Raw genomic sequence first — 6,999 nt, forward strand, 5'->3', positions numbered from 1 at the left:
GAAATCAACAGGCAAGTTTTACAGAGCCTATATAAAGAAACCGAAGCAAGTTATTCTGCTTCGGTTTCTTTTTTTTCTAATTGCTGGACTTGGAATAGTTTATAATAATTCCCTTGTTTCGCCATTAACTCTTCATGTGTTCCCACTTCTACGATTTGACCATGTTCAATCAAGACAATACGATTCGCATGAGTAATGGTTGACAATCGGTGAGCAACGATAAAGGTGGTTCTGTCTTTAGCTAGCTCTTCAAGTGATTCTTGGATAGCATGCTCACTCTCTAAATCTAACGCGGAAGTTGCCTCATCAAGAATTAATATCGGCGGATTTTTTAAAAAGACACGGGCAATGGCAACACGTTGTTTCTGTCCCCCTGACAGTTTAACTCCTCGTTCGCCAACTTTGGTTTCGAATCCTTCCGATAGGTTTAAAATAAACTCATCAGCATTGGCCGCTTTTGCGGCAGCATATACCTCTTCAGGAGATGCACCTGGTTTCCCTAATAAAATATTATCCATTACCGATTCGCTAAATAAGATATTATCCTGAAAAACGACACCAATTTTGTCTCGTAAAGATTGAACCTTAAATTGTCTGATATCTACCCCATCTAATGTAATTCTTCCATTTGTCACATCGTAAAAACGGGGAATCAAACTAACAAGCGTGGACTTCCCTCCTCCGCTCATCCCTACTAGGGCAATCGTTTCTCCTTTTTTTACATCTAAGGTTATACTTTTTAAGACCAACTCTTCGTTTGTTTCATATCTAAAAGAAACATCTTCAAATGAAATGTCCCCGTGTATTTGATTACAAACTTTTGCATCTGGAGCATCAACGATATCATATTTCTCATCTAAAAATTCAAACACCCGATCCATGGATGCAAAAGATTGAGTGATCGTTGTAGAAGAATTAACCAATCTTCGCAATGGATTATAGAGCTTATCAATATAGGCAAAAAACGCTACCATCGTCCCGAGAGATAGTTGATCCTGAATAACAAGATAAGCAGAATAGCCTATAACAATTAATGGAGCAATATCCGTAATGGTATTTACCGCGGAAAAAGCCTTGGCGTTCCAGCTCGTATGCTGTAAGGCTTTTTCTAAAAAATTTCTATTCTGCCTATCAAATTGACCTTGTTCAAAATCCTCTATCGCAAAGCTTTTAATAACTGGCATGCCTTGAACACGCTCATGTAAATAGCTTTGAACCTCTGCTAGTGCTTGTGACCTATTCCGTGTCAGCTTGCGTAAATTGCCAAAGAAATATCTAATTGAAAAGGCATACAGTGGAAACAACAGGATCGAGACAATTGTTAGTTTAATACTCATTAAAAACATAAGAATAATTGCAATAATGATGGTAGCAATATCCAGCCAGAGATTCATTAATCCGGAAAGGACAAACGTTTTCGTTTGTTCAACATCATTAATCACTCGTGAAATAATTTCCCCTGCACGATTATTTGAAAAATATTTAAAGCTCAACTTTTGAATGTGAGTATACATCGTATCTCGAATATCATAAAGAATTTTACTAGAGGTCCACTGGGCAAAATATTGCCGATAATATTCAATTGGCGGCCGCAGGATGACAAATACAACCAGCATTATAACCATAATGAACAATAGTTTATGAATCTTCTCATCATGGGATAGGGTATGACTGCCAACAATGTCATCTACAACATATTTAATCAATAGCGGAATACTAAGCGGGATAGCAAACTTAATGACCCCGATAATGATTGTCCCTATCACCTGGAGTCGATACGGTTTTACAAATTGCAGATACCTGAAAATGCTGCTCAAGTTAGTCCTCCTTTCGGGTCATAATAAGAAGTCATGAAACAAAAACATTTTATTACAATAATAAAGTTTACACACCTTGTCCCATTTAAAAAAAGCAAATAAAAACCTGTTGATTACATCAACAGGCCCGTAACTCCTCTTTGCCATCTAACGTCTGTATGTTAAATAACGCTCATACCAAATATCAATAAAATCTGGTGCAAATGGGCCATTCCGTTGTCTAATCCATTGAATCAGCTTGTCGACATTCCTTTTTAGGATTTGATCAATTGGATTTGGATAATTCATTTCACGGCGATGACGTTCATACTCATCTTCGTCTAGTAAATTAAATGTCATATCTGGAAACACCTTAATATCTAAATCATAATCGATGTACTTTAGTGCCTCGCCATCAAAAATAAATGGGGAACTGATATTACAGTAATAATAGATACCATCCTCACGAATCATTCCAATTACATTAAACCAGTATTGTGAATGGAAATAACAAATAGCTGGTTCTCTTGTTATCCATGTTCTGCCATCTGACTCTGTCACTAGTGTTCGGTCATTGCCTCCGATTACCAAATTCTGTGTCCCTTTTAAAACAGTTGTTTCTTCCCAGACGCGATGGATGTGCCCATTGTGCTTATAGCTATGTATTTGCATTGGTTCACCTTCGATGGGTACGCCCATGTTTCTCCCCTACCTTCATTCCTGAACGCTTTGTAACCCTATTCTAAACCGATAGATAAATAAATAATGACAAAAGGTAACAAAGTACAATTCCTATTTACTATTATTATAACGGTTGAGAACAGATTTTAAAACAAAAGAGCCATATTTCGATGGCTCTTTGTAAAAATTTGCGAATTTTTTTAGAGATTCTTCGTTTTTTAACCTAAATGGAAGGTGTTAAGTCCATTTCACGATAGGAATTGATGACCTCTTCTGTCTGCTTTTCAAAAATGGACTGGATCTCTTTCAACTCTTGTTTCATGATTCGGATCTCGGTTTGAATACTGGCAAGATCCGTTTCTTTCTGTAAGGCCAGCAGCTCTACTTCGATTTGTTGACAACGCTCAAGTTCTCCTTGAAGGTATAATAATTTTTCCATCGTCACTAATTGTTCGGAAACTAATCTGTTAAAATGATCCATTTCCCTCACCGCCTTTTTATTCGTTCCTACTATGTATTCTCGAATAAGCCGTATTCTCCTTTGAAAACAAATGTAGACTCAACAGAACTTTTGTCGAAAACTAGAAAAGCTTATGCCCCCGAGCCCCTAGGAGCTGGAGCTAAGACAACAAAAAAAGAAGACACTCTATCCGAAAATAGAGTGCCTTCTGCATACCTTTATTAGCTTTGACCAAATTGGCCGCTGCCTTGGTTTTTACGTGCTTGAGATTGTTGGTTTTGTTGTCTTACTTCTGCAGCGCTTGTTTCGCTCGCAAATTCAGTCCCGAATGAACCTTGAGAACTTTGAGCTGAAGCAGATTGAGCATTTTGTTTTTTAACTTCAGCAGCATTTGTCATGCTCGCAAATTCAGTCCCAAATTGACCTGCTGAACCAGAAGCAGATTGAGATTGAGCATTTTTTTGTCTAACTTCCTGGATGTTAGTTCCAGCTGAAGTTTTGTTTGGCTGTTGATTGAAGTTTGCCATAGTTATCACCTCCACGAATATTAATGTAACCATGCTTCGTGAAGATTATCCGCAAAAAATATTATTTAAAAATAATTAAACAAGTAATGAAATTCCACCATCAATAATAATGGTTTGCCCTCTTATCATGCTTGATTCTTCGGATAAAAGGAACATGACACAATTCACCATGTCATCGATCTCAACCATTCTGCCAGCAGGAGTTTTTTCCTTAGCCTCCTGAAGTAGTTCTTCACGATTTGGAAAATGCTTTAGTGCTTCCGTATCGACTGCACCACCTGAGACCGCATTGACTACAATATTTTTAGGGGCTAACTCAACCGCCAAATATCTTGTGAGAGCTTCTAATGCTGCCTTAGAGACGCCTACGACCGTGTAGTTTTCTAAATAGCGGATCGAACCAAGGGAACTAATGCTGACAATTTTTCCTCCACCATTTCGTTCCATTAATTTTGCTGCTTCCTGTGCACAAAACAGCAAGGCTTTGCTATTAATATTTAAGGTCCAATCCCAATGATTTTCCTCAAGCTCCATCACTGGCCTTTGTACACCTGAGGCAGCATTATTTACAAACACATCCAGTCGGCCGAATTCAGCCTCTATTTGTGTAAACATATCTTTTATTTTGGCTACATCCCCAACATTTGCTTTAACAACGAGCACCTTTCTGCCTAAGGCCTCGATTTGCTCAGCTGTCTCCAGGGCTGACTTTTTACTTCTTGCATAATTAATGACAATATCATATCCTGCTTCTGCTAATCGTAGTGCAGTGGCCTTACCGATTCCCCTGCTGCTTCCAGTAATGAGTGCTACTTTTTGAGTCATCAAACTATTCCCTTCTTTGTTAAAAGTATTAGTAATATTTCTGATAAATTTTATTAGTGGCAAGCTTCATCGCCCAACCGCTTGTGGACTTCGCTTTTCAATTCATTTTAGCTTTTCCAGGAATAGAAGACAATTAATATTAAACAATAAGAGTAAATAACAATTGGAAAGGAAGTAGCATAAATGTATGTTGGACGTGATATGACAGAGCTTTCGATGACACCAAAAACGGATTGGAAAAGCAGTGAACTAGCTTTCTTCCACCACTCTTTCCAGCAAATTGCCCCCTATTTAAATAGTGAGGGACAAACGATCCATCGCGAAATTATTGAGGAAATTGAAACTCGCGGCGGTCTCAAAAGGCAAGAGGCAGATTATACACATGGAACAAAAACAGTATACGATTGAAAAAAACGCCGCAGATCTGCGGCGTTTATTCCCTTTTGTGGTCTAGATAAAGCTTAAGCATTTTTTGGGAAGAGACAGGAAAAGCAAATTGTTTCATTTCTTCAAGTGAAACAAACTTCCACTCATCACTTTCCTGAAAATCAGATAGGAAGGTACCAGTATATACATTGATATTCCATACCAAATGTGAAAAAACATGCTGAAGCTGACCAATAATTTTTTCAAACTTTACTTTTATTTTATGGGAATGCTCAAATAGTTCAACAACCTGTTCCCGATCATTTTGCAAGGGATGGTGAAGTTCAACATTGGGTAATTCCCATAAGTTTGCAAGTAAACCAGTTGCTGGCCGCTTGTGAATTAATACCTTTCCTTCTTTATCAAAAAGGATAGCAGCCGCAAGTTGAACATCTCGTGTTTTGGTTTTTTTGGTTTTTATCGGAAGTTCCTGTTGTACCCCTTCCTCGAACGCTTGACAATGGTCCCGAACAGGACACAATAAGCACGAAGGAGAGGTAGGTGTACAGATTAACGCTCCCAATTCCATTAATGCTTGGTTAAATGAGGATGGGTCTTCATGCGAAATTAACTCTCGAACTGCTTTTTCAAATATTTTTCGAGTGGAAGGTTTCGCAATATCATCCCAAATCGAAAGCACTCTTGATAACACCCTCATCACATTTCCATCGACAGCTGGTTCAGGAATCCCGTAAGCAATACTTAATATCGCTCCTGCAGTATAAGGCCCGACCCCTTTTAATCCAGAAATCTCATTTGGATTATTTGGAACTTTTCCATTATATTTCTCATAAACTTCCTTAACTGCTGATTGTAAATTTCGTACCCTGGAATAATATCCGAGCCCTTCCCAGGCCTTCAATACTTTTTCTTCCTCGGCCACAGCTAAATCTTCAATAGTGGGAAACCATTCAATAAAACGGTTAAAATATGGAATGACCGTATCCACCCTTGTTTGCTGGAGCATGATTTCTGACACCCATACCTTATATGGGTCTTGGTCCTTCCGCCATGGCAAATCTCGTTGTTCCTGTTTAAACCAGGTAATTAAATCGGTTTGAAAAGCAGATAGGTTGATTTTTTCTATATTCTTTAGTTCAATAATCATAACTTTTGTTCCTCCAGGTGTAGTTAAACTGTCTGAAAAAAGGCATTATAATAAGTAATGTATCGTACTACGATAAGTCAATTGATCCTGTTTGACAAGAACTTTATTTGAAGGAGGATTTCCTTTTGGATACAGGAACACATGTTGTCATGGGTATTGCTCTAGGTGGATTAGCAACACTTGATCCTGTTGTTGCCAGCAGCCATGCTACCACCACCAGTGTCTTAATTGCAACGATTGCCGGGTCGCAAATACCTGATATTGACACGGTTTTAAAGCTAAAGAATAATGCAATCTATATACGCAATCATCGAGGGGTTACCCATTCCATTCCAGCCGTCATATTGTGGCCGCTTGTATTAATAGCTGTTATCTATCCGTTTTTCCAAGGAGCCAATCTGTTTCACTTATGGGCCTGGACATTTGCGGCGGTTTTTATACATGTTTTTGTTGATATCTTTAATGCATATGGAACCCAGGCTTTAAGACCATTCTCTACAAAATGGGTGGCCTTGGGTGTAATTAATACCTTTGACCCGATTATCTTTGGTATCCATATTCTCGGAATTGTTATTTGGGTTTTAGGGGCCGAACCAGGATATACTTTCTTGATCATGTATGCTGTAATTGTTGGCTACTATATTTTACGCTTTAGGGCAAAGCATCATGTAATGGCTGAGGTGAGAACGAAAATACCTGATGCAACAGAAATAATTATTGCACCAACGATGAGGTTTCATCAATGGAGAATTGCTGCCATGAACAAGAAGCAATTTTTTGTCGGAAAGGCAGTAAATAACGAAGTTGAGATCTTAGATTATTTCAATCGTGTTCCTGTCCCTAAGACTCCAGTAATCGAGGCAGCTAAGCAGGATAAAAATCTTTCCGCATTTTTATCATTTTCGCCAGTCTATCGCTGGGAAGTGGATGAATACTCTGATTTCTACGAAGTTCGCTTTATTGATTTACGCTATCGAAGCAATGGCCACTACCCGTTTGTTGCCGTTGTACAATTAGATTGTGACCTGAAACAGATTAGTTCCTATACTGGATGGGTATTCAGTGAGAAGAAATTGCGAAAAAAATTAAGTATTATCCCCAGTTAAAAAAGCGGTGACAAAAAGTCACTCGCTTTTTTAGTTTAGTCTCTGTTTAAATTGCCTGTTGATTTCCGCT

At 38.4% G+C, this 6,999-nt stretch carries 8 protein-coding genes; 2 read left to right on the forward strand and 6 right to left on the reverse strand.

What is annotated here, in order from left to right; genetic code table 11:
* Positions 1–50: 50 nt before the first annotated feature.
* From V7137_RS06225 to fabL, 5 genes are all read right to left on the reverse strand, one after another.
* Complete coding sequence (locus V7137_RS06225; protein ID WP_335697267.1) at positions 51–1,817, reverse strand: ABC transporter ATP-binding protein; 1,767 nt, start codon at positions 1,815–1,817, stop codon at positions 51–53.
* Positions 1,818–1,964: 147 nt separating this feature from the next.
* Positions 1,965–2,495, reverse strand: a complete 531-nt coding sequence (gene ntdP / locus V7137_RS06230; protein ID WP_335697268.1) for a nucleoside tri-diphosphate phosphatase — start codon at positions 2,493–2,495, stop codon at positions 1,965–1,967.
* 205 nt (positions 2,496–2,700) lie between these two features.
* Complete coding sequence (locus V7137_RS06235; RefSeq protein WP_335697269.1) at positions 2,701–2,958, reverse strand: YgaB family protein; 258 nt, start codon at positions 2,956–2,958, stop codon at positions 2,701–2,703.
* 200 nt (positions 2,959–3,158) lie between these two features.
* Positions 3,159–3,464, reverse strand: coding sequence for a gamma-type small acid-soluble spore protein (locus V7137_RS06240; protein WP_335697270.1), 306 nt, complete (start codon positions 3,462–3,464; stop codon positions 3,159–3,161).
* A gap of 75 nt (positions 3,465–3,539) precedes the next feature.
* A complete protein-coding gene (gene fabL / locus V7137_RS06245; protein ID WP_335697271.1) occupies positions 3,540–4,289 on the reverse strand; it encodes an enoyl-[acyl-carrier-protein] reductase FabL in 750 nt (249 codons plus the stop codon).
* A 183-nt stretch (positions 4,290–4,472) separates the two neighbouring features.
* Here fabL and V7137_RS06250 point away from each other — a divergent pair, with 183 nt between their 5' ends.
* Positions 4,473–4,697, forward strand: coding sequence for a hypothetical protein (locus V7137_RS06250; protein WP_335697272.1), 225 nt, complete (start codon positions 4,473–4,475; stop codon positions 4,695–4,697).
* Positions 4,698–4,722: 25 nt separating this feature from the next.
* On the opposite strand, the gene mutY is transcribed toward V7137_RS06250, so the two are convergent.
* A complete protein-coding gene (gene mutY / locus V7137_RS06255) occupies positions 4,723–5,823 on the reverse strand; it encodes an A/G-specific adenine glycosylase (protein WP_335697273.1) in 1,101 nt (366 codons plus the stop codon).
* Positions 5,824–5,948: 125 nt separating this feature from the next.
* Between mutY and V7137_RS06260 the strand changes: the two genes are divergently transcribed.
* Positions 5,949–6,929: a metal-dependent hydrolase gene (locus V7137_RS06260; RefSeq protein ID WP_335697274.1), complete on the forward strand. Its 981-nt coding sequence runs from the start codon at positions 5,949–5,951 to the stop codon at positions 6,927–6,929.
* The last annotated feature ends 70 nt before the right edge of the window (positions 6,930–6,999 follow it).

Source organism: Neobacillus drentensis, assembly GCF_036962765.1.
In the GTDB taxonomy this organism is placed as follows: domain Bacteria; phylum Bacillota; class Bacilli; order Bacillales; family Cytobacillaceae; genus Neobacillus; species Neobacillus drentensis_C.